General features: G+C 56.0%; 20 protein-coding genes and 1 pseudogene. 4 read left to right on the top strand and 17 right to left on the bottom strand.

The features are described 5' to 3' along the window. Positions 1-15: 15 nt before the first annotated feature. From M5M_RS01710 to prmB, 8 genes and pseudogenes are all read right to left on the bottom strand, one after another. A complete protein-coding gene (locus M5M_RS01710) occupies positions 16-1,437 on the bottom strand; it encodes a hypothetical protein (protein ID WP_015045736.1) in 1,422 nt (473 codons plus the stop codon). Continuing rightward, the gene (gene fadA / locus M5M_RS01705) at positions 1,438-2,616 is read right to left on the bottom strand and encodes an acetyl-CoA C-acyltransferase FadA (RefSeq protein WP_016389159.1); all 1,179 of its coding nucleotides are present in this window, start codon (positions 2,614-2,616) and stop codon (positions 1,438-1,440) included. Positions 2,617-2,631: 15 nt separating this feature from the next. Beyond that, positions 2,632-4,782: a fatty acid oxidation complex subunit alpha FadB gene (gene fadB, locus M5M_RS01700; RefSeq protein ID WP_015045735.1), complete on the bottom strand. Its 2,151-nt coding sequence runs from the start codon at positions 4,780-4,782 to the stop codon at positions 2,632-2,634. Between the two features lie 229 nt (positions 4,783-5,011). Further along, entirely contained in the window at positions 5,012-5,791 is a 780-nt protein-coding gene (locus M5M_RS01695; RefSeq protein WP_015045734.1) for an amidohydrolase, read from the bottom strand. Positions 5,792-5,813: 22 nt separating this feature from the next. Further along, complete coding sequence (locus M5M_RS01690) at positions 5,814-6,764, bottom strand: hypothetical protein (protein ID WP_016389158.1); 951 nt, start codon at positions 6,762-6,764, stop codon at positions 5,814-5,816. Between the two features lie 113 nt (positions 6,765-6,877). Continuing rightward, positions 6,878-8,027, bottom strand: a pseudogene (locus M5M_RS01685) (MFS transporter). Then, positions 8,024-9,118, bottom strand: a complete 1,095-nt coding sequence (gene aroC, locus M5M_RS01680; RefSeq protein ID WP_015045732.1) for a chorismate synthase — start codon at positions 9,116-9,118, stop codon at positions 8,024-8,026. The pseudogene M5M_RS01685 and the gene aroC overlap by 4 nt, the downstream one beginning before the upstream one ends. Positions 9,119-9,180: 62 nt before the next feature. Beyond that, positions 9,181-10,086, bottom strand: a complete 906-nt coding sequence (prmB, locus tag M5M_RS01675) for a 50S ribosomal protein L3 N(5)-glutamine methyltransferase (RefSeq protein WP_015045731.1) — start codon at positions 10,084-10,086, stop codon at positions 9,181-9,183. 131 nt (positions 10,087-10,217) lie between these two features. Here prmB and folE point away from each other — a divergent pair, with 131 nt between their 5' ends. Then, positions 10,218-10,757 carry a GTP cyclohydrolase I FolE gene (gene folE, locus M5M_RS01670; RefSeq protein ID WP_015045730.1) on the top strand — a complete coding sequence of 180 codons (540 nt, stop codon included), beginning with the start codon at positions 10,218-10,220 and terminating at the stop codon, positions 10,755-10,757. A gap of 16 nt (positions 10,758-10,773) precedes the next feature. Here the strand turns inward: folE and M5M_RS01665 are convergent, their stop codons facing one another. The 8 genes from M5M_RS01665 to M5M_RS01630 all read right to left on the bottom strand — a co-directional run bounded on the left by M5M_RS01665 (position 10,774) and on the right by M5M_RS01630 (position 17,463). Beyond that, positions 10,774-11,667, bottom strand: a complete 894-nt coding sequence (locus M5M_RS01665; protein ID WP_015045729.1) for a DUF4892 domain-containing protein — start codon at positions 11,665-11,667, stop codon at positions 10,774-10,776. Positions 11,668-11,681: 14 nt separating this feature from the next. Next, positions 11,682-12,542, bottom strand: coding sequence for an alpha/beta fold hydrolase (locus M5M_RS01660; RefSeq protein ID WP_015045728.1), 861 nt, complete (start codon positions 12,540-12,542; stop codon positions 11,682-11,684). Beyond that, on the bottom strand, positions 12,529-12,990 hold the full coding sequence (gene sixA / locus M5M_RS01655; protein WP_015045727.1) for a phosphohistidine phosphatase SixA: 462 nt from the start codon (positions 12,988-12,990) through the stop codon (positions 12,529-12,531). The genes M5M_RS01660 and sixA overlap by 14 nt, the downstream gene beginning before the upstream one ends. After that, positions 12,987-13,301: a DUF4389 domain-containing protein gene (locus tag M5M_RS01650; protein WP_015045726.1), complete on the bottom strand. Its 315-nt coding sequence runs from the start codon at positions 13,299-13,301 to the stop codon at positions 12,987-12,989. The genes sixA and M5M_RS01650 overlap by 4 nt, the downstream gene beginning before the upstream one ends. Then, positions 13,298-14,356, bottom strand: a complete 1,059-nt coding sequence (locus M5M_RS01645; protein WP_015045725.1) for an NAD(P)H-dependent glycerol-3-phosphate dehydrogenase — start codon at positions 14,354-14,356, stop codon at positions 13,298-13,300. The genes M5M_RS01650 and M5M_RS01645 overlap by 4 nt, the downstream gene beginning before the upstream one ends. A 137-nt stretch (positions 14,357-14,493) precedes the next feature. Next, complete coding sequence (htpG, locus tag M5M_RS01640) at positions 14,494-16,416, bottom strand: molecular chaperone HtpG (RefSeq protein WP_015045724.1); 1,923 nt, start codon at positions 16,414-16,416, stop codon at positions 14,494-14,496. Positions 16,417-16,522: 106 nt separating this feature from the next. After that, positions 16,523-16,963, bottom strand: coding sequence for a PaaI family thioesterase (locus tag M5M_RS01635; protein WP_015045723.1), 441 nt, complete (start codon positions 16,961-16,963; stop codon positions 16,523-16,525). Further along, positions 16,960-17,463: a PaaI family thioesterase gene (locus tag M5M_RS01630; protein WP_015045722.1), complete on the bottom strand. Its 504-nt coding sequence runs from the start codon at positions 17,461-17,463 to the stop codon at positions 16,960-16,962. The genes M5M_RS01635 and M5M_RS01630 overlap by 4 nt, the downstream gene beginning before the upstream one ends. A gap of 144 nt (positions 17,464-17,607) precedes the next feature. On the opposite strand from M5M_RS01630, the gene M5M_RS01625 reads away from it, so the two are divergent. After that, the gene (locus M5M_RS01625; RefSeq protein ID WP_015045721.1) at positions 17,608-21,120 is read left to right on the top strand and encodes a PAS-domain containing protein; all 3,513 of its coding nucleotides are present in this window, start codon (positions 17,608-17,610) and stop codon (positions 21,118-21,120) included. 7 nt (positions 21,121-21,127) lie between these two features. Here M5M_RS01625 and M5M_RS01620 read toward each other — a convergent pair whose 3' ends face one another. Continuing rightward, positions 21,128-21,769 carry a response regulator gene (locus tag M5M_RS01620; protein WP_015045720.1) on the bottom strand — a complete coding sequence of 214 codons (642 nt, stop codon included), beginning with the start codon at positions 21,767-21,769 and terminating at the stop codon, positions 21,128-21,130. Between the two features lie 213 nt (positions 21,770-21,982). Between M5M_RS01620 and M5M_RS01615 the strand changes: the two genes are divergently transcribed. After that, entirely contained in the window at positions 21,983-23,257 is a 1,275-nt protein-coding gene (locus M5M_RS01615; protein ID WP_015045719.1) for a DcaP family trimeric outer membrane transporter, read from the top strand. 100 nt (positions 23,258-23,357) lie between these two features. Next, on the top strand, positions 23,358-23,624 hold the full coding sequence (locus tag M5M_RS01610; protein ID WP_015045718.1) for a DUF4212 domain-containing protein: 267 nt from the start codon (positions 23,358-23,360) through the stop codon (positions 23,622-23,624). The last annotated feature ends 10 nt before the right edge of the window (positions 23,625-23,634 follow it).

Here is a 23,634-nt window from a genome sequence, read left to right as displayed (position 1 = left end):
TCCGGTTTGGCCCACTCACACAGGCTCTGATAACAATACGACCAAGGGCGACAGCCCCCGGTTTTTCAGTGTATGCGCGCCACTCGCCGCCGGTAAAAAGTAAGCAGCGCCCTCTTTCGGTATCATGTCATCCAACTGCGCACTGCCTGTAACAATCATAAGCAGGGCATATTCATCACCGGTCAACGGAAAACTGCAACCGGCGTCCAGCCGCAGGCGTAATACCCTGAAATCATCAAAACGCACCACCTGCTCACACAACACGCCGTCGCGTTGAAATACACACGCCAAGGGTGGATTTACCGGTGTATCCAGGTTGATTTTTTCCAGCGCTTCGGCGGTATCCCAGTGATCCTGGGTTAATACTTTTTGGGCAAATGACAGAATTTTGCGCTCGTACACCGGCGTCTGGAACTCTACGGTCGTGACGCCGTGCATCAATGAATGCGGCGTGTAACACGGTACCTTGACGACATCACCCACTTGCAAAGGCAGTACGTGAGCAAAACCGTCCATTCTCGCGCGCGCTTCTGACTCCTCTTGCATCAACGCAGGCGGGAGCTGCGCCAGCCAGGCCTTCTGCTGATCGGCTGCCACTGGCTCGTTCACACCCACGCCATCCTTGAGCCGCAGAGCATCTACCTGGCCATCGATTCTGCGCCTGATTGCCTCGTAGTCGCGAACGGCTTCAAGGTAAGCCAACCGGAAAGTGTCATCCGAATCGTACTGGTCGCGAACCTGCTGGTTAAAACCAAATCGAATGCCCCCTTGCCCGCCCGGCCAGGCAGCCGCATCAACCCGGGTCACCACGTAAACCTCTTGCTTTTGCTCGTGCATCTCGAAATACAGATCGCCGAATACGGGCTCGGGCAAAGGGTCGAGAATTTTTAACAAGGTCAGCGCAGGCTGGCGCGCGCCCAACAAAGACCGGGGCAACAAAGAGAGCAACCAGGACAAGGGCGTTTCAGACCCACAAGGATCCACGAATGCAGACTGCCCCCTCGCCTCAACACCGGTAAACCAGACTTCACGGCCCCAGGGCTTGGCGATGATTACCGGCCCCAGACACCAGGCGTCGGCGATAGAAAAACAACCCACACCACGCGCGGCCAACCACGCCTGAATTTCGTCGATTGTCCGTGTGAGCGCAAAAAACTGTCTGGCATCCTGATCGTCAGGCAATACCGCCAGACGTGAGACCGAAGCCTCAGACAATGTGACCACCAACACGTCCTGCGGGGGCCTGCCAGGTAGAAAATCCTGCTGCAGCCGATACTCAAAAATCCCGACACCGGGACGCGCCAAAGCCTCCAACAAGCAGGCTTCAACGGAATCAGCAGCGAGAGAATTGATTACATGCATGGACAGGCCCACAAACTCGAAACCGGCGGAGTTTACCAGACCGGCGGCGGGCCAGAAACCGCCGGTCTGCAGCAATCAATTCAGGCGTTCGATGACGGTAGAGATACCCTGCCCCAAACCGATGCACATGGTGGACACGCCGATGGCGGCATCCTTGTGTTTCATTGCGGTCAACAAAGTACCGGTAATGCGCGTGCCTGAACAGCCGAACGGATGACCCAAGGCGATGGCACCGCCAAAGATATTGACCTTTTCGTCCATCACATCCATCAACTTGAGATCTTTCAACACCGGCAATGCCTGCGCTGCAAACGCCTCGTTCAGCTCTACCATCTGGACGTCGTCCATGCTCAGATTGGCAAGCTTCAACGCCTTTTCAGTTGACGGTACCGGACCATAACCCATGATACTCGGATCAACGCCGGCAAGTGCCAGCGAGGTTATCCGGGCGATAGGCGTGAGCCCCAGGGATTGGGCGCGCTCGGCACTCATCACCAGCATGGCAGAAGCACCATCGGACAATTGCGAAGAGGTGCCGGCCGTTACCGTACCGTTCTTCGGATCAAACACGGGCTTCAGTGCAGCCAGTGCTTCTACCGTGGTTTCCGGACGAATGGTTTCATCGGCGGTGATCAGCGTGGGAAATCCGCGACTGTCGTGACCGGCTACCGGAATAATTTCCCGGGCAAAAATACCCTGCTCGGTGGCTTTGGCGGCCAACTGGTGCGAGCGAGCACCAAAGGCATCCATCTGTTCGCGCTGAATGCCATGCAGCAGCGAAAGGTATTCAGCTGTCATACCCATATTGCCCGCCGCTTTTGCGACCGACAGACCCAATAACGGATTGGGGTCGACCGATTCGTACATGGGTAAATGGCCCAGATGCTCGACGCCCCCCACCAGATAGACATCGCCCAATCCCGCGCGAATGTTAGCGGTGGCTGTGTGCAACGCGCTCATGGAAGAACCGCATAAGCGATTCACTGTTTGTGCCGGTACCGAGTGTGGCAAACCTGCACGCAGAACAATATTGCGGGCGATATTGAAGCCCTGCTCCTCGCGCTGCAACACACAACCCCAGATCACGTCGTCAATTTCCGCCGGATTCAATTCGGGATTGCGGGCCAGCAACCCCTTTATAACAGCCACTGAAATATCATCAGCGCGCACATTGCGGAAACAACCATTTTTGGATCGCCCCATGGCACTGCGTCCATAATCGACAATCACTGCATCTCTTGGATTAATCGTCATTGCTTTGCCCCCAACTCACGCGTAATAAGATTTGCCAGCGCCGGCTAACGCCAGCATGCCTTCTGTGGGCTGATACAGTTCGCCCAACGTTTCATAGGCCTTCGCCATTTCCACAACGGCTGTCAACCCGAGGCTATCGGCCCAACGGAAAACACCGCCGCGGAAGGGCGGAAAACCGAGGCCATAAATCAATGCCATATCGGCTTCGGCCGCCGAATCCACAATACCCTCTTCCAGGCAGCGCGCCATTTCTGTCAGCATGGGAATCATCATCCGGGCAACGATTTCCTGCTCTGAAAAATCCTTGCGTTCTGCCACATGGGGCGCAAGCAAGGCGTAGGTTTCGTCATCCACCAACTTGGCCGGCTTGCCTTTTTTATCGGGCTGATACTGGTAAAACCCTTTGGCATTTTTCTGCCCGAAGCGTTTCGCTTCATACATGATGTCTGTACACGCTTTAAACGTCTTGCCCATGCGCGTGGGGAAACCTTCCGCCATCACCTGCTCGCAATGGGCCGCAGTATCAATACCCACCACATCGAGTAAATAGGCCGGCCCCATGGGCCATCCCCAGGCTTGCATGACCTTGTCTACCTGCTGGAAGTCGGCACCGTCGCGCAGCAACATGGAGAAACCGGCAAAATAGGGAAACAGTACCCGGTTCACCAAAAAGCCCGGGCAATCCTTCACCACAACCGCTTTCTTGCCCATGGCATTGGCGTAGGCCACTGTGCGTGCGACGGCTTTATCGGAGGTTTTTTCACCCCGGATCACTTCCACCAACGGCATGGCGTGTACCGGATTGAAAAAATGCATGCCACAGAAATTTTCCGGGCGTTTGAGTGCCTGCGCCAGATAGGAAATGGAAATGGTGGAAGTGTTTGACGCAATAATGGCATCCTCACCTACGCGCGTCTCCACATCGGCCAGCACCGCGTGTTTGACTTTCGGATTTTCCACCACCGCCTCGACCACGATGTCTACCTGGTCAAAACCGTCGTATGCCAGACACGGCTCGATGCGGGTCAGTACTTCTGCCATTTGAGCCGGCTTCATGCGCCCGCGCTCTACCTGTTTGGTCAACAGTTTGGAGGCTTCCGATAGTCCAAGGTCGATACCCGCCTGCGCGATATCCTTCATTTTAATCGGCGTACCCTTGAGCGCAGACTGGTAGGCAATACCACCGCCCATGATGCCTGCACCCAATACCGCCGCACGCTCAATACGCTTATCAGCCTGTTTTTCCCACCCTTTGGCTTTCTTACCGATCAACTGATCCGACAAAAACAGCCCCACCAGGGATTGCGCCGCCGTGGTGGCCGCCAGTTTGGCAAAGCCCGCGGCCTCAGCCGCCAGTGCGCCGGTACGGTCCAGCTTCATGGCTTTCTGCATGCACTTGATCGCCGTAACCGGCGCCGGGTAGTTTTTTCCCGCTTGCGCGCCCACAAAAGCTTTGGCGGTTTCAAAGGCCATCAGACCTTCGGTATCGTTCAGTGCCATGGGGCCGGTTTTCTGCGCGCGACGGGCCTGATAGTCGAATGCGCCACTGATGCATTGCGCCAGTGTGTGCAGCGCGGCGTCGCGAACCTGATCGGCTTCCACCACGGCATCCACCACGCCGGCTTTGAGCGCGGCATCGGCACGCTGCTCTTTACCGGATGCAATCCACTCGGCGGCGGTATCAACACCGGCAATACGCGGCAAGCGCACGGTGCCACCCCACCCCGGAATCAGCCCCAATTTCGTTTCCGGCAGGCCGATCTTGGCACCGGAGGCCATAATGCGGTAATCACACGCCAGGCAGAACTCCAGGCCACCACCCAAGGCATAGCCATTGATCGCCACCACAACGGGCACCTTCAGGTCTTCCAGGCGGTTGTTGTTCTCGTTATTTTTGGCCAGATGGCCAATCACGGCATCCTCGCCGGCACCAAACACACCGCCAAACTCGGTAATGTCGGCACCCACGATAAACACGCCTTTGACCGATGTCGCGATCACACCCTTAAGGCCCTCGCACTGCTCCAGCGCGGTGATGGCTTCTGAAAGCTCATTGACCGTAGCCACGTCAAATTTGTTAACCGACTCGGCGGAAGCGTTAAAACACAGCTCCGCGATACCGTCGTCAAGCATTTGCACAGATACCGATTTGCCCTGGTAGACCATGGAAACCTCTTGCTAGATAACTGAAATGAGTAGAACGAATGGTCTCGCGAGCATTCGTTCAAACGTATGTTTGATTTACTATAACCACTTTCAGACACCGACGCCAGCCCCTTAAATAACAGCCTCGCGCGGCACTGGATAAGATTCAGCCAAGAGTTTAGCAGCAGATCAACAGTCGCTTATGACATTAAAACAAGAGGCGGGACACACAAATAAAGCAGAAAACCCATTAAAGCCGTAAAGTAAATTCATCGGCATCATCATGCACGGGGAATCGATCCCGCAGCCTGGCCAACTGCAGCGCAGATAACTCTGCCCGCAGTAGCGTTACCCCACCCTCGTTCTCACACATAGGCTCGCCTAAGGGATCGTATATCTGGCTGTCACCGGGATAGACATACCCCTCGCCGTCGATACCAACCCGGTTCACCCCGGCCACAAAAGCCTGGTTTTCAATGGCCCGTGCGGGCAACAAGCGCTGCCATTGCGCCGTCCGCGCTTCCGGCCAATTGGCCACGTATATCGCCAGGTCATAATCGCCCCGGGAACGGGAGAAGACAGGAAACCGCAAGTCGTAACAAATCTGAGGCAGACAACGCCACCCTTGGCATTCGAAGATTTTGCGTGCGTGCCCGGGCGTGAACACCTCATGCTCACCGGCCATGGAAAACAAGTGGCGCTTGTCGTAATAACCGTAATCACCATCGGGATGTACCCAGACGAAGCGGTTATAGTAGCGACCGTCCTCACGCACATGGTAACTGCCGGCAAGCGTGAAATTGTGCAGCGCGGCCTGGGCCTGCATCCAACGGAGGGTTGGCCCCGGGAAAGCTTCGGCAAACTCCTGGGTTGATTGGGTAAACCCGGTTGTGAACGTCTCCGGCAACAACACCAGGTGCAAACCCAGGGCCTGTTCTGCCAGCAAATCGGCTAGTTGCAGATAATTATCGGCCGGCGATTGCCACACCAGATCGGCCTGCAATAACCCAACTGCCAGCCGCTCTCTCATAGAGCGCCACTCAACGGCCCGATCATGAACGGGATGCCACGTCAGTTTTAGCCAGCTGGTCGGCTTTCAACCTCGACTCAGCCGCCAATTCCGGCTCTTCGAGCTGGTCGTAGTACATGGCCGCGCGGTGCCAGGCAGCAATTCCCTGCTGCTGAAAATAGTTGATGTATTGCGCTTTAGAACGGGTTTGTTTTCGCCAACCCAACATCAATTCAGCATTTTCTGCAGCTTTACGCCACAATGTGGCCGCATCCTCCGGCTCGTCCGCCAGCGCCGCCATTTCCGCCGCCTGCTGTGTTGCAGAACTGGCATAGCGCATGACATTCATGGCCAATACCTGACGCTTACGCTGCAATTTAGGGTCGGATTCGGGCTTATCCGCCCAGAGCCCACGCGCTTGCACGTAAAGCTTGTCAGACCATTCGCTCAAGGGCTCCCACGCATCACCGGCGACATCCTCAGCTTCGCCTGCGTCATCCTTGGCGATGAAACTGTCCACCGCCTGGCGCTGCAAGGCGTAGAGCTTGTCCAGGGTTGCAGCCAGGTTTTTGTAGGCCGTGAGCGCGTTGCCATAGGCCGACCGGGATTGGTATTTGACCGCGGTCGCCAAATCCTGCTCTGCCGACCAATTCAGCGCTTCGCGTTGCGCCAGGCTGGCTTCGATGTCTTTGCTCCGGGCAATGAGATCCAGGCTGGAATCAATTGAGAAGGGTAACGGATAGGCTTTTAATCCCGCGACCCGGCAATAGCCGGTATGACTGCCCGCAAGATTACAGTCTTTGCGCAATTCCGCCTGCTGCTTCAGGCAGAGTGCATGATCAGATGCTTGCAGCAAGGTGTCGCAATCACATTGGATCGCATCGCATTGGTTGGCACTGGCGTGCAAAGGTAGTAACAATGTACCAAAAAATACAAACGCACCCAGTCCTTTTGCTAACAGCCCCCGGGCGAATGTTTCACACTTGGTTTTCATGGCAGGCCCCTGTTTTTGAACATTTTATGATGGGGAGCACACTTTCTGTGTCTCTTCTATCACATTAAAGAATGCACATTGGAATCGCAACAGGTTATGAGAAAACCAATTTTTTATTTCTTTTGAAGCAGGGGTTCCTGCAGCTTTGGAATAAAAAACAGGGCCAAAACCGATATCAGTGCGGCCCCAAGAAACACGCCGGCGGGTGAATAGTCCCATACCAGCCCACTCAGCAAGGCACCTGCAGCGCCGCCCGCGCCGAAACTGACCGATGAATACAGAGCCTGCCCCTGACCTGCCTGCGAGGCGGGAAATCGTCGCCTGACCCACTCGATGGCAACGGCATGGGCAACACCGAAGCTGGCCGCGTGCAACACTTGCGCCAGCACCAGCACAGACAGCAGCCCTGGGAAACAGCCGATCAATAACCAACGCACGGCGGTAAGGAGCACCGCGATCCACAGCAAAAGACGCAACGATACCCCGTCCAGCAAGCGATGCATGACCAGAAACACCAGAATTTCCGCCACCACGCCCAAACTCCACAAAACGCCGATTTCGCCTTCTGCCCAGCCGGCATCCTGCAAGTAAAGGGTGTAAAAAGTGTAATAAGGGCCGTGTGCCAGTTGCAGCAAAAACATCACTAACATAAACAACCACAGCTGCCGGCAACCCATGTTCACCGGTGCCGGTTCTCGCAAGGCATCGCTTGTGCCGGGCGCGACCGGCAAGCAGAGCGAAGCCAGCCAAAGACTTAAAAACAAACCAAAACCAACGAGTGGAATCCAGGCCGGTGACAGAAACTCCAGGCCAAATCCGAGCCCCAGAACCGCGACAATAAAGCCCACAGATCCCCATATGCGCACCAGACCATAGCGGCCTGTGTGCGGATACAAGTGCTGCAAGGTCAACACTTCAAATTGCGCCAGCACCGCATTCCAGAAAACGAAAAACGAATACCAGGCCGAGCATGAAGACCAGCGCTTGCGACACCAACAAACCGGAAAACGCCAGCAAGGCACCGAAACTGCCCCAGCGGATCAGGCTGAGCCGGGAATAATGATGATCTGCCAGCCAACCCCATAAATTGGGGGCACCCATGCGGGTCACCATCAATACGGCGGCAACCCAACCAATGTCCGAGGCGCTGTAACCCAGCCACCGGAGATAGAGACTCCAGTAAGGCAGCAAAACGCCGACCAAGGCAAAGTAAGAGAGGTAAAAAAAAGCGAGGCGCCCGTAGGGGCGCGCAGCTGGACTCACCGGCGGGTGATGTCTGGAATTGAGTGTTGTACACCACCGTTCTGGCCGCGATGGCGCAGCAGGTGGTCCATAAGCACAATGGCCATCATGGCTTCCGCAATGGGCGTTGCGCGTATGCCAACACAGGGGTCATGACGCCCTTTGGTGACCACTTCCACCTCGTTGCCGTGCACGTCAATGGAACGTCCCGGCAAATGCAGGCTTGAGGTGGGCTTCAGCGCGATGCTGGCGGTAATGGGCTGGCCAGAGGAAATGCCCCCGAGTATGCCACCCGCGTTATTGGATAAAAAACCGTCCGGCGTGAGTTCGTCCCGGTGCTCCGTGCCCTTTTGGATAACGCTTTCAAAACCGGCGCCGATCTCAACGCCCTTGACCGCATTGATACTCATCAGGGCGTGCGCCAGATCCGCATCCAGGCGATCAAACACAGGCTCTCCCAAACCCGGTGGCACCCCTTCTGCCACCACGTTGATGCGCGCACCAATGGAGTTGCCCTCCTTGTTGAGCGCCTGCATATAGGCCTCCATTTCCGGCACCTTGACGGCATCGGGGCAAAAGAAAGGGTTTTCAGCCACTTGCGCCCAGTCGAACGCCTCGGCTTTGATCGGACCTAATTGTGAGAGAAAGCCGCGCACCACTATGCCCCACTGCTCACGCAGGTATTTCTTGGCAATGGCGCCTGCCGCTACCCGCATTGCAGTCTCGCGGGCAGAGCTCCGCCCACCGCCGCGGTAATCGCGCGTACCGTATTTATGCATGTAGGTATAGTCAGCATGCGCCGGGCGGAACTGGTCTTTGATGTTGCCGTAGTCCTTCGACCGCTGATCGGTATTCTCGATCACCATACCGATTGGGGTGCCGGTGGTTTTGCCCTCAAACACCCCGGACAGGATTTTCACCTGATCAGCCTCGCGGCGTTGGGTCGTGTAACGGGAAGTACCCGGCTTGCGGCGGTCCAGCTCTGACTGGATATCCTCTTCCGAAATAACGAGACCAGGCGGACAACCATCCACAATACAGCCCAACGCGAGTCCATGACTTTCGCCAAAGGTGGTGACCGTAAACAGTTTGCCAAGGGTATTACCAGACATAGACTTTCCAAAAATCGATTTTAGCGCAACAAAGGGCGCGAATTATAAGCCAAATAAAACGATTATTGCGATGCGCGCAGATCGCCCGCCGCGAGCATGAATACACCGTGCCCTCCGCGCTCAAACTCGAGCCAGGTAAAAGGCAGATGCGGGAACGCCTGCTCCAACGCCTCCCAGCTGTTGCCCACCTCGACAATCAATACGCCCTGATCCGTCAGATGGTTGGCTGCCTGGGCCAATATCTGACGGGTAAAGTCCAGACCGTCATGGCCCGACCCCAAGCCGATACTCGGCTCGCACAGGTATTCCGGCGGCATGCTGGCTAAGTCTTGCGCATCCACATAGGGAGGATTGGACACAATCAGATCAAACACCTGCCCCTTCAGTCCCGCAAATCCATCGGATTGCACGGTATAGACCTGGCCGTCAAGCTGATAACGGTCGATATTGGATTCTGCAACTGCCAGGGCGTCCGATGAAATATCGCTCAGTACCACCTGTGCATTCGGGAAGGCCAGCGCGCACGCAATCCCAATGCAACCACTGCCCGTGCACAAATCCAGTATTCGCGCCGGCGATTGTGTCAGCCAGGGTTGAAACTCCCGCTCAATCAGCTCGCCGATGGGTGAGCGAGGCACCAGCACCCGCTCATCCACACTGAAAGGCAGGCCAGCAAACATGGCCTCCCCGGTCAGGTAAGCCACGGGGATGCGCTCGTTGATACGCCGGGCCACCAATGCCGCCACCGCTTCGCGTTCGAACCGGGACAAACGGCAGCTCAACAGACGCGGGTCTTCGCTCCAACGCATATGAATCGCATGCAACACCAGCTGCAGGCTTTCGTCCCACGCATTGTCGGTGCCATGCCCGAAAAAAACACCGGCGGCGTGCAGCTGACTGGCACCCCAACGGACCCAGTCCTGTACGCTCACTAAATCATCTATGGGGGGGCTGGTTAATTCGTTCACTCAGTATTCCTGCGTTGAGTCGGTAGCCGGGCTATTGTATTCGCTAAAGCGAGGGAAAAACCATTTTGCGCTGGTACTTATGGCGAGAATGGCGATAATAGCCACCCGACTGACCGAGGCAGAAAGGCACCATGAAAGAGCAGTTCGCACAGATCATCAGCGCCATTGGCGAAGACTTGAACCGACCCGGCCTGCAGGACACACCGGCCAGGGCAGCCAAGGCGTTCGAATTCCTGACCCGCGGCTACCATCAGGATCTGGATGAAGTCATTAATGGCGCGCTGTTCCCGTCCGATTCCAGCGAGATGATTATCGTCAAAGACATCGAACTTTACTCCATGTGCGAACACCACCTGCTGCCGTTCATCGGCAAAGCGCATGTAGCCTATATCCCCACCGGTAAAGTACTTGGGTTGTCAAAAGTGGCGCGCATTGTGGATATGTTTGCCCGTCGCCTGCAGATTCAGGAACAACTGACGGTTCAGATTGCGGAAACCATTAAATCTGTTACCGGCGCAGAAGGTGTTGGCGTGATCGTTGAAGCCAAACATATGTGCATGATGATGCGCGGAGTGGAGAAACAGAATTCCGCGATGAAGACGTCGGCAATGCTCGGCTCCTTCCGCGATGAACACGCGACCCGGGCCGAATTTCTGAGCCTGATCCGGTAGCTGCCTGCCCGGTGCGCTAATTGCGCACCAGCACCACCCTGGCCGGCGCCACTTCCCTGCCCGCCGGCGCCCTGTTTCCAACCCCCAGCACCAACACTTCACGCTTGAGGCCACGGGTTTTCAGGTCTGCCAGAATACGCTCGGCCAATGCCGAACTGCGTACCACCGACGCCTCACCCGGCTCATCCCAATGCCCTACCAACACCAGCGTCCGGGTGGGTTGATCATTGATAAACTCAACCAGCTCACGCGCCTGATCTGCGCCCAGCACCCAATGATCGTCTTTTGACCGCAAGGGCACATTAAATGCACCGGTCTCCGCCAGGCTGTTGGCTATGGAGGCTGCTGGCGTGACCAGCGCCTGACTGGTTTGCGCCAGCGACTGCAATCGATCCACTTGCGCAAACACGCTACCGTTGCCCCGCTGGGTGGTGTAGATCACAGTAAAAATCTGCTGCCCCGACTCGCTGATGGTTTCATACACGCCGTAGGACTGATTGGCATCGATGCCATAAAGCGTGGCTTTTTTGAAATGCGTGTTCGCCCAGGCATTGCTGCTGCCACACAAAAGCCCCTGACAGGAAAACAACTCCCGGCGCCGCTCCGCCGGTATCGCATCGCGCAGTTGGACGTAAGCGGAACGCTCTGAACTGTTGCGCGGAAACTCCAGGGTTTTGCTCAACAATATGCCGGTCACGCGCGATTGATTCTGTATGCGCCATTCGTTGTTGATACGCCGGTAGGTACCCAGCACCAAAACATAATCCGGGGCTTCTACCTGAGTCTGATAAACCACGCGCACATTATCGGGCACCGGCAAATCGAGTGCCGCCTGCACTGCCATTGACATGCCCGCAGCCAACAACCCAAGCCAACTAACGCGCCAGAAGCGGGCGTTACCATTAAGCATCAATAATTTTCCTGTCACTTGAGGTGGTGCTCCAATTCGCGGTTGAACAGTGCCGCAACCTCCGCTGCAGGCGCTTCCATGTGAAGGTGATGACTGCCATCCAACTGCTCCACTCTGATTACGTTTAATTCACACACCGAGCTCACTACGGTGGGGAAAAACCGCGGCAATCCCTCACTGGCCACAATCAACAGCCCCCGGGATCGTACGGATTGGAGAAACGATAGCATCTGGGCGCGCGTCAGTTTCAACATGGACGGCGCCAACAATACCGGATCGGCACGCCATGAATAACCCTGCTCTACCTGTTGAGTACCGCGTTCAGCCAGCGCCAACGCGGCGTCAGGCCCTACAGGGAACATACCTTCCTGGCGCACACTGGCGGCAGCAGCCACCGAATCGTAAACCGCAAAGCGGCGGTTGGCGTGACGGGGAAATTCGTCCAACGCTTTACGCAATTGTGCCGGTGTACCATCGGCTTCAACGGGCTCCGGAAAAATGCCGTCAATCAACCACAGCAAGGGTACCTGTTCTGGTCGAGCCGACGCGTACAAAGTGCTGATAATTGCGCCACGCGAATGGCCCAACAGACCCACGGGGGCTTCGGGCAACTGGGCAATCACCTGATCCAGATCCAGCAGGTCGTCCCAGATGTGATAAGGGCCCTGAGGAGAACGGTGGCTGCTATGGCCGTGGCCCGCCAGATCCAGCGCCAACAAGGACACATCGAGCAAGGGCGCCAATTTATCGAAACTGGCGCAGTTGTCCAACCAGCCATGCAACGCCAGCACTAACGGCCGACCGGGCTTGTGCCAATGCCGGGCCGCGAGGTGGCGGCCATCACGCAGGGGAAACCGGCAGTCAACGGGCGTCATAAACGGCCTCCAGCACCATACCATTGGCGGTCACACAATCGCCTTCCAGCACCGCGACACTGGCTGTATCCATACCGAGCTGCCAGGGTGAGCGGCCAGCCAGACCTGCACTCAGGGTGCTGACCAACGGCTGATGACTGATGAGTAACACGTCACCAGTGCAGTGCAAAAGTTGCTCGTAGACATGGGCCAGAGGCGTTTCAGGTCGCAACCATTCTACCGTCGAAACAACGCCCGGCGAGAAAGACAAGGTCTGCGCCACCACCGCCGCGGTCTGCTGGCCACGCACCAAGGGGCTCACGTAAACGGCGCTGAGCGAAGACCAGGCGCCTGCAAACTTTTCGGTTTGCCCTGCAACCTGCGCTTCCCCCTGGCGGGTCAAGGGTCGCTCAAAATCAGACCCTGCCTGCATCGCCGCCTGACCGTGGCGCAGCACGTAGAGCTTCATGCGGTCGGGTCTTGATCAGCAGGCGGCTCGGGCCAATCAGAAAACGGAAAGGGTTTATCTTCGCTGTTGTAGGTCAGAAAGCGGAGCGTATCGCTGATGTAGCAGGTCAGGCTGGCGCCCAGCTGTCGCAGATTGGTATTGGAACTGCCTGTGACCAACGCAAAAATGAATTGCAGAATTACCACTGCACCAATCACGATACTCGCAATCTGCAACACAAAAGCAAACAGAATCATGTACACCAAGCGGATCCAGTGATCCACTGTCAGCAGGTTCTGCTTTATTTTCTCGCCTGTTTCGTTCTCGCTCATGATGCGCTCCCCATAAACTCCACGTCAGTGTTTTGTTCCCCAACCATCAGTTTGTGTGCCACTTCTGAAATAGGGATTCCTTTGAAAATCACGGCATAAAGCCCCGCTACCAAGGGCATATAAACCCCCATGGCCTTGGCTTTTTCTGCAACCACCTGCAGCGTATTGACGCCTTCAGCCACTTGCCCCAAAGACGCCACAATATCCTCCAATGCCTCGCCCTTGCCAAGGGCATACCCTACCCGGTAATTACGAGACAGATCGCTGGTGCACGTGAGGATCAGATCACCCACGCCCGCCAGTCCCAGAAATGTCATGGGGTTGGCACCTAACTGTACCGCCAATCGGCTCATTTCCGCCAGTGAACGGGTAATCAACATGGCATGTGTATTACTGCCGGCGCCCAGCGCATAGGCCATCCCGGAAATAATCGCATAAATATTTTTCAGCGCACCCGCAAGCTCGACGCCACGCCGATCTGCATTGGCATAAACCCGGAAGTAGCTGGAAGACAAGGTTTTCTGAACCCGTTGAATCAGGTCTGCATGGTCCGATGCGATCACGGTACCGGTCTGCTGTCGCTCTACAATCTCTTTGGCAAAATTAGGTCCGCTCAGCACACCAATTTTGTGACCCGGCATGCACTCGGCCAGTATTTCACTCATCAGTGTAAACCCAAGCCCTTCAATGCCTTTGGTAGTACTGACCATGAGCGCATCGGAGCGCACCAGTGGCTTAATCTGGTTGACCACTTCGCGGAACCCGGAACTGGGCACCGAAACAAACACGATGTCAGCATCACCCACGGCAGCAGTCAGATCGGCAGTGGCGGTAAGTGATTCGGCAAATCGATAACCGGGAATATAGTGGCGATTTTCCCGCTCCTGTTGGCACAGCGCCGCGCGCGCACTGTCGCGCATCCATAACCGGGTGGGGTTGCCGTTAGTGGCGCTGATATTGGCAATGGCAGTACCAAAACTGCCGCCACCCAACACCGCCACCCTCACCTTCTCGCTTACCGGCTGCACCTGACCGGCCTGATGCTCAGCATTCATGATTTATTGTTGTCTCTTTGATACTTCGTCTGTTACAGAATGAATAAGACTTTCACATTCAAGCAAAAGTCGGCAGAAAAAACAAAGGCCATAAACGCAGGGTTTATGGCCTTTAACGCACCCCGTGTTACCGGGTATTAATGACTCAGCTCCAACAACAGCTTGTTCAGGCGTGCCACATACAAAGCCGGATCTTCCAGGTGCCCGCCCTCTGCCAGGTGAGCCTGATCGAACAACACCATGGCCAGATCTGCAAACCGGTCTTCATCCGGTTCCTGATCCAGCTTGGTCACTAACGGGTGTTCGGGGTTGATCTCAAAAATCGGCTTACTGTCCGGTACCTTCTGGCCCGCCTGCTCCAACAGGCGACGCATCTGTGCCCCCATGTCGTGCTCACCCACGACCAGACACGCAGGCGACTCGGTCAGGCGGTGCGTTACGCGGACTTCGGATACATGGGCATCCAGGGCTTTTTTCACCCGATCGATCAGGTCAGCGTGCGCCTTGGCGCTCTCTTCCTGGGCTTTTTTCTCTTCCTCGGTATCCAGGTCGCCCAGGTCCAACGCGCCCTTACCCACATCCTGGAAGGACTTGCCATCAAAGTCCATCAGGTGACCCATCAGCCATTCATCCACGCGATCGGACAACAGCAGGACTTCGATACCTTTTTTGCGGAACACTTCCAGGTGTGGACTACTCTTGGCTGTATTGAAATTCTCGGCCGCCACATAGTAAATATGCTTCTGCTCTGGCTTCATGCGCGCGACGTAATCTTCCAACGACTGGTTTTGCTCTGCCGTGTTGTTATGTGTGGTGGCAAACCGCAGCAACTTGGCAATTTTTTCGCGATTGGCAAAATCTTCTGCCGGTCCCTCTTTCAGCACCTGACCGAATTCTTTCCAGAATGTCGCGTATTTCTCAGCGTCATTTTTGGCCATTTTCGACAGCATATCGAGTACGCGCTTGGTCAGAGCCGAGCGCATCGCATCAATATTGGCTTCCTTCTGAAGAATTTCGCGCGATACGTTCAGCGACAGGTCGTTGGAATCCACCACACCCTTGATGAAACGCAGGTACAGCGGCAAAAACTGTTCGGCGTCATCCATGATAAATGTGCGCTGCACATAAAGTTTCAGGCCACGCGCGGCATCGCGGTTATACATATCGAAAGGCGCGCGCGCCGGCACGTACAACAAGCTGGTGTAATCGAGCTTGCCCTCAACCCGATTATGGCTCCAGTCGAGCGGGTCGGAATGGTCGTGGGACACGTGCTTGTAAAATTCTTTGTATTCCTCGTCTGACACGTCGGAACGCGAGCGGGTCCAGAGCGCGGTAGCACTATTGATCGCTTCCCATTCTGGCGCCGCAGCGTCGGCTTTTTTCTCAGACTCATCGTCCGAGACATCATAATCGACCTTCTGCATTTCCACCGGGATGGAAATGTGATCGGAATACTTTTTAATGATCGAACGCAGTCGCCAGTTATCGGCAAAATCCAGCTGCTCGTCTTTCAGGTGCAGCACAATACGGGTGCCGCGGTTTTCCAGCTCCACGTCTTCTACCGTGAATTCCGCCTCGCCGGTGCATTGCCAGTGAACACCCTGGGACTTATCGAGGCCGGCGCGGCGGGTAAATACTTCCACTTCTTTCGCAACAATAAAGGAAGAATAAAAACCCACACCAAACTGTCCGATCAGGTGCGCGTCTTTTTTCTGATCACCCGTGAGTTTTTCCAGAAATTGAGCGGTCCCCGATTTAGCGATGGTGCCCAGATTCTCAATGACCTCATCGCGCGACATACCAATGCCATTGTCAGCGATGGTGAGGGTGCCGGCGTCTTTGTCAAAGCTTACCCGCACACGCAGGTCGGAATCGCCTTCGAACAGGCTATCGTCAGACAGAGCCTCAAAGCGCAGCTTATCCACCGCATCCGACGCGTTAGACACCAGCTCACGCAGGAAGATCTCCTTGTTCGAATACAAGGAATGGATCATCAGGTGCAACAGTTGCTTGGCTTCGGTTTGAAACCCCCGGGTTTCTTTGTTGGCCGCTACGCTCATTGTTTACAAGCTCCTTCAATCTTGGCGTACAGTGTCGATACCGGCCCGAAACTTACGGGCCGGCCAGATGAACCAGAGATGGGGGCTGTCGTCGGCTTTTCAAGCCTCAATCGCTGAGCAAAAAATGCGCACGGGCCTTGGCGATGGGCTGTTCGGGGTCAGCCTGCCAGGCCACCATACCCATATTCACCAGGCGCCGGCCCTGGCGCACAATCTCGCAGCTGATCCAGGTGTCCAGCAACTTGCCCGCCCGCACATAGTCGATGGAGAAATCCACGATTTTCGGGTATTTGAGCGTGTCCATGTGCATCAACAGGTGGACGCCGGCGGACAACTCCATAAAACCGCCGATTGCCCCGCCATGCAATGCCGGCAGCGTGGGGTTACCCACGTTGCTGCGTTTGGCAGGCACCAGAAAATCAGCACCGGAATCCGCCGGTGCTGGCGTCAGACCCAACATGCGGGCGTAGGGAATGGCTTGCGTAATCAGGCGGCTGTCGCCGGTATCGCGGGCCCTGATCACGGTTTCTGCAAAGGGGGATGTCATGCACCGGCCTCCGTTTTACCCAACAGAGCGGCAATCTGCTGCGCCATCGGGCCCGCCAATGCGGGGTCCAGGCGGGAAAAGTTACCGACACAATGCGCCACCGGCCGGTTTGGGTCTGATTGGTATACTGTGCCCCGGGTAAACACCACGTGTTGCGTCACCCGATAGGCCTCGCCTTCGGCAATCAGGGGCTCGCCCGGCGTCGCCGCGCCCATGTAATCAATGCGCAGATCCATAGTCGGACACAACTCGCCCAGCCCGGCCGCCATTACCGCGGCGAAGCCACAGCAGGTGTCCAGCATGGTGGTCAGCACACCGCCGTGCACCACGCCTGTATCGGGATTGCCGATCAGATGCTCAGCCCAGGGCAAACTAATCCTGCAGGTGGTCGCACCCACATCTTCAAGCGCCATACCCAACTGATGGAAATGATCTCCGGGGTTGGCGGTGAGCATCAGGTCAAACAGCCGTCGGCCATCTTCGGGGGTAAACCTAACCATGGCTCTGTACTCCATTATTCAAACAACTGTTTAGATTATAGCGATCTGATCGGCGGTTGCTACGGGTTCGACCAAAGTCGAACAATCGCCAACAGCCAAGGCGCCGGATTTTCGGTAGACTGAGCGGCAACAAAAGGAACAATAATGAACAGCCAGCTTATCCTGCTTCTGGCTTTTGTCTACGCCGGCCTGTTGTTTCTGGTGGCGTGGAAAGCCGAGCGCATCAAGAAACTATCGCCGGCCATCAAGGCCGCCATGTATGCCCTCTCGCTCGCCGTCTATTGTTCCTCCTGGACCTATTTTGCCGCTGTCGGCCGCGCCGCTGAATCGGGCTGGGATTATTTACCCATCTACCTTGGCCCGGTGCTGCTGTTTTTGTTCGGCTGGCCCTTTCTGCGCAAACTTTCGGTCATCAGCCAGCGCAATCGCGTTACCTCCATCGCCGATTTCATCGGTTCCCGCTACGGCAAACATCAACCACTGGCGGCCGTGGTTACCCTGCTGGCGGTCATAGGTACCCTGCCCTATATCGCCCTGCAGTTGAAGGCGGTGTCCATGGCCTGGCAAACCGTGGACTCCCAGCTACCGTCCATGACCGGCGACCTGCAGGCCAGCAACTCGCTCATCGCCGCGCTGATCATGGCCTGGTTTGCCATTCTCTTCGGCACCCGCACGCTCGACGGCCCGCATCGGCACCAGGGCATGATATCCGCCATCGCGGTCGAATCCTTGGTCAAACTATTCTCGTTCGTGCTGGTGGCCTGGCTCGCCATGGAAGTGCTCAACCGTTACAACGGGGGACTGGCCGCCGCCCTCACCCAAAGCACCAGCCTGCAATCTCCCCCGTCCATTACACCCAATGCTGTCACGCAAACCCTGTTGGCGTTGGCGGCCATCATCTGTTTGCCGCGCCAGTTTCATCTGATGTTCGTTGAGCATCACGATCGCAAGGGTCTGCGTACCGCTCGCTGGTTACTGCCTGCCTATCTGGTGGCGTTCAGTTTGTTGGTAGTCCCTATCGCGTTGGCGGGGCAAAGCCTGTTTGCCGGCACCGGCGTCAACACCGACGAACTGGTGCTGCAGCTGCCGATTTCGCAGGATCGGGTGGGCATCACGGCATTGGCTTTCCTGGGCGGTATTTCGGCGGCAACGGGCATGGTCATTGTGGCAGCCATCACCCTGTCCATAATGATTTCCAATGAATTGGTTGTGCCCTTGTGGTTACGCATCACGCACAACAAGGGCTTCCGTGCGGAAACCCTGGCGCAGCGCCTGCGCATTGTTCGCCGCTTGTCCATTGCCGGCGTCCTGTTACTGGGCTGGGTACTGGAGCAATTGATTTCCAATGACAATTCACTGCCGTCGATCGGTCTCATCAGCTTTGCTGCAGCGGCGCAGTTTTTGCCTTCCCTCGTGGCGGCACTCTATTGGCAGCGCGGCCATCGCAACGGTGTATTGGCGGGATTAATGGGCGGTGCCGCGGTTTGGTTTTACTGCTTATTGTTGCCCACATTACTTGGGGTTAACCACGATTGGCTGACAGCCGGGCCGGGCGGTATTCAATGGCTGGCACCGACCCAACTGCTGGGAATCACCTGGTTTGATCCGTTAACACTGGGTGTTATGTTGTCTCTCTCTGTCAACATCATGATGTTTGTATTGGTATCCCAATTCAGCCGTTTCAAAGCGCTGGACATACGCCAGGCCAATGCCTTCACCCAATTGCACAAACGCTTTCATTCCCATCAGCAGGACTTTGACCTGAGCGGTATCGAGGTGCGGCAATTGCAACAGGTGATCACACCGCTGATGGGCGAAGACCGCGCGCGCGTGTTGTGGCAGGAATTTGAACAAAGCCTAGGGCATCGGTTGTTGCCACACGACAAGGCGCCGCGCTTCATTCTCCGGAAAGTAGAATCCGCACTGGCTGCGATTGTGGGCGCCGTGAGTGCGCACAAAACCATGGAGCTGTTGCGCCGGCAACAGCCATTGCAGTTGGAAGATCTGGTCTCGCTGGTGGGCAACACCTCCCGCCAGGTGCAGTTCGGTCAAGAACTTCTGCAAACAACTCTGGAGACCATTCCACAAGGCGTAAGCGTGGTGGACCAGAACCTGCAGTTAGTGGCCTGGAATTCCCGCTATGAAGACATTTTTAATTATCCGCCCAGGCTGCTTTACGTAGGCTGCCCCATTTCCCGGGTTTATGAATTCAATGCGGCGCGCGGAATTTTCGCGCAGTCCGATGCAGACCTCGATGCCGCAATCGCGCGCAGATTGTCGTGGCTGAAAGATGGAAAAGCCTACCGACTCGAGCGCGAATTGCCCAATCAGGTGTTTATTGAAATCCGCGGCATTCCACTTGCCAACGGCGGCTATGTCACCACCTATACAGACATCACCGAATACCACCGGGTTCAATCCGAGCTGAAACAGGCACGCGATCAATTGGAAGATCGTGTCGCCGAACGCACCGCCGAACTGATAGAGTCAAACCAATCTCTGTCCCGGGAAAACCAGCTGCGCGCCCGGGTTGAACGGGAGCTCAGCCTTGTGCACGCGTCGAAAAGCCGGTTTCTCGCCGCCGCCAGCCACGACATGGCACAGCCTATCAATGCGGCGCGATTGTTTGTCGCCGCGCTTGAACAAAAAGCCCGCAAAAAAGGTGATGAAGACCTGCTCAAAGATGTACGCCATATTGGCGATGCACTGGTATCCAGTGAAAAGCTGATCGAATCTTTGCGGGAAATTTCCCGCCTTGATAGCGGCAAACTGGTACCCAAACGGGAGCATGTATCTGCAGCAAGCCTGTTGCAGCCTTTGGCCCACGAATTCCGCGCCATTGCAGCCGAAAAAAAACTGCAACTCCGAACCGTAGACACCCGATTGTGGCTCTACACCGATCCACAATTATTACGCCGCATTGTGCAGAACTTCCTGTCGAATGCGGTGAACTACACACGACGCTCGCCTGGACGGCCGAACAAATTACTGCTGGGATGCCGCCGCGCAGGAAACAATGTGTGGATTGAAGTGTGGGATACCGGACCGGGCATTGCAGACAATGATCTGCAACGCATTTTTCATGAATTTGAACGCCTGCCCGGCACCCAGCACGATGCCGGCAAGGGACTGGGCCTGGGGCTATCCATCGCCCAACGGATGGCACAGCGTCTGGGCCATGCAATCGACGTTCAATCCTGGCCCGGGCACGGATCCTGTTTCAGAGTGGCAGTGCCGGTAGGCGAAGAAATCCTGCACGCCATCAAACCCGTTGATTCGGGCAGCGAACTCTCGGGCGTGCGGGTGCTGTGTATCGATAACGAAGCGCAAATTCGTGCAGGGCTTCTGGCATTGCTTTCACAATGGGATTGTCAGGTCACTATCGCGCCAGACCTCGGTGAAGCATTGGGCCAATGGAGACAGCCGTCGCCACCGGACATTATTCTGGCGGACTACCACCTGGACGCGGGCGAAAACGGGCTGGACTTGTTACAAGCCTTAGAGCTGCACTGGCAGCAACCCCTCAAAGCCATAATCATCAGCGCAGACAATACGGACGAGGTCTGCAGCGCAGTCCGGGACTCGGGCTTTACTCTGTTGAACAAACCGGTACAGCCAGCAGCACTTAAAGCCGCCATGCGGGCACTGTGCAGCTAGCGGGCTGCTAGCAGCGCACTTCAAGTTGCTGCAGTGCCAATACCGCCTGGGTTCTGGAGCTCACACCCAGCTTGCGATAGATCTCGGTTGCATGGGCCTTGACCGTGGCCTCGGTCACCGACATTTCATAGGCAATTTGTTTGTTGAGCAGGCCTTGGGATATCAATGTGGCTACCCGGAACTGTTGTGGGGTCAGCGTTGCCAGTATATGCGCCACCGCCTGTTCACCCTCGGTATCAATATCAACCGGTTCAAAATCCTGCGGCATCCAGCGCTCACCGACCAGCGCCGCTCTGATTGCATCGCTGATTTGCTCCATACTGCAGCTTTTGGGCAAAAAGCCGGCCGCGCCATGACGCAGTGCCCGGGTAAGTACGTCGGGTGCTGCGTCAGCGGAAACCATCATCACGGGCAATGCGGGATAACAGGCGCGAAGATGGATCAATGAGGAAAACCCCTGTGCGCCGGGCATGTGAAGATCCAGCAGCACCAATGCAGCCTCGGGGTGTTGTGCCACCTGCTGCTGCAGCGCATCGACATCTTCGGCTTCCAGCACAATGGCATCGGGTAAATCGGTGCTGATGACCTGAGACAGTGCAGCACGGAATAAGGGATGATCATCTGCAATGATGATGGTGTGCTCTCGCATTGGGCGTTTCGCCTTCATTATTGTTTTAGAGTATCAGGCAGTAGTATGAATCCGCCCACGCTTTATCATGCCGCGCAACGGCAAAAAATCAACTCTTGCAGATTAAAGGTTCCTTAGACTTTAGTCGATATTCGACTATTCGCTAATACAGCCCCCGCCTCGCTTGGCCTATGTTCTACCGTGAGCATTTCACTATAACAAGAGGGGAACTCTATGCTAAGCAAGACGCTCACACCCAGAAAAACCCTGCTCGCACTGGCTCTGGCTCCCGCCGCGCTGGGACTGGCAGCCCAATCTGTACAAGCTCAATCTGTCGATCAGAAAGTAGCCGATCTTGAAGCACAGATAAACGCACTCAAAACCGAAGTCGCCGCCAGTAAATCCACCAGCACCAACGCCAGTGGAACAGAATTCTCCTTTGGCGGCTTCATAAAGCTGGATGCTATGTACTCCATGTATTCCGATGGCGATCGTGCCACTGCATCCATCGGTGATGACTTTTACATCCCCTCCACTGTACCCATTGGCGGAAACAGTGGCGAAAAATTTGACATGCACGCCAAGCAGTCGCGCTTTAATGTCAAAGGCGTAAGCAATACCGACGCGGGAAAAATCACCGGTTTTCTTGAAATAGATTTCCAACTCAGCAGCCAGGGTGACGAGCGCATCAGCAACTCCTATGCGCCCCGCGTCCGGCACGCGTTCCTGAGCTGGGACTACTCCGACAGCTCAAGCTTCCTGGCCGGCCAGACCTGGTCCACCTTCTTCAACGTCGCTGCGCTGCCTAACACCGTGGATTTCGTGGGCCCAGCCGGCACCATCTTCCAGCGTCAGGCCATGGTGCGCTGGAGCCATAAACTGAGTGGCGGCAACAGTTTCCATATTGGCCTGGAAAACCCGTCCACCAGCCTGAATGGCGCAGGCGGCGCGGGTGATATCGACAGCAGCAACCTGCCCGACGTGACCGCCCGCTTTGACATGTCGGCCGGTGATGCCAGCTACAGCATCGCAGCAGTCGGCCGCGAACTGCGCTACAAAAACAATGGTGCCAATGTTGACGAAGCGGAATTCGGATTTGGATTGTCGGGCTCGGCCATCTGGAAATTCGGCGCCGACGATCTGAAAGTCATGCTCAACTACGGCAATCTGGGCCGCTACATGGGTCTGCAATCCTATCGTGACGGTTTCATTGATACCGATGGCAGCATAGAACTGGCCGACCAAATGGGCGGTTACATCGCCTACAAACACGCCTGGAACAGCACCTGGCGCTCCAGTCTCGTCGTGTCTGCAACCGCTTCGGACAATCCCGAGTGGGCTGACCCTTCCTCGCCCAAGGAATACCAAAGCATGCACGTCAACCTGATCTACTCGCCCACCAAGAAACTGAATCTGGGCGGTGAAGTGATCTACGGCGAAAAAACACTGGAAAGCGGGGCCAAAGGCGACATGACCCGTCTCCAGTTTATGGCGATGTATTCCTTCTGACGATCACCTCAACTCCCACCCGGGCCTAGACCAATGTCCAATGGCGGCGGTCGCGACACGGGTGGAAGATGATTCTGACAATAACAATGAGGATTTCACTATGGCTTTCAAAACCAAAGAAGATCAGGTGGCCTACTGGAAGGAAAATGTGCGACTCATGCTCATTCTCCTCGCCATTTGGTTCGTGGTCTCTTACGGCTTTGGCATTTTGTTGGTTGAACCACTGAATGCCATCAAGTTCTTCGGCTTCAAACTCGGCTTCTGGTTTGCCCAGCAAGGCTCCATCTACACCTTTGTGGTGTTGATCTTTGTTTATGTATCACTCATGAACAAACTCGACCGCAAATACCACGTTCACGAAGACTGAGGAGACGACG

The organism is Simiduia agarivorans SA1 = DSM 21679, from assembly GCF_000305785.2.
In the GTDB taxonomy this organism is placed as follows: domain Bacteria; phylum Pseudomonadota; class Gammaproteobacteria; order Pseudomonadales; family Cellvibrionaceae; genus Simiduia; species Simiduia agarivorans.
Note: the sequence above shows the minus strand (reverse complement) of the source record. Positions and strands in the feature narration are given on the sequence as shown.